Annotated in this window: 1 protein-coding gene; it reads right to left on the bottom strand. The window is 53.5% G+C overall.

Annotation, left to right across the window (positions count from 1 at the left end):
- A partial coding sequence (locus EN845_RS34965) for an aminopeptidase P family N-terminal domain-containing protein (RefSeq protein WP_189587460.1) occupies positions 1-237 on the bottom strand: 237 nt, incomplete at its 3' end.
- Between the last annotated feature and the right edge of the window lie 47 nt (positions 238-284).

Raw genomic sequence — 284 nt, 5'->3', positions numbered from 1 at the left:
CGAGGTCGGTGTCGCGCAAAATGTATCAATCTCGCGCAAGATGAGCCACGGATCTTCTTCGTCTTGACACACCAGAGCGAGCTGCGGAACGTAATCTGAATACCCCTCATAGCCAGTGAGATAGTTCATATTTGACTCGTTCAGGACGAGCAGCGTGTCAATGCCGCGCTCCGCCATCCGCTGGCGGAGTCGACGTGTGCGTTCGCGATATTCTTCTGGAGTGAATGCGACTGACATCAATGGTTCTCCTAGTACTCTCTGATAGCGATTGCGCCAAACTGCGC

The sequence above is a fragment of the Mesorhizobium sp. M8A.F.Ca.ET.202.01.1.1 genome (genome assembly GCF_004791595.1).
In the GTDB taxonomy this organism is placed as follows: domain Bacteria; phylum Pseudomonadota; class Alphaproteobacteria; order Rhizobiales; family Rhizobiaceae; genus Mesorhizobium.
This window is presented reverse-complemented; position numbering and strand designations above follow the sequence as displayed.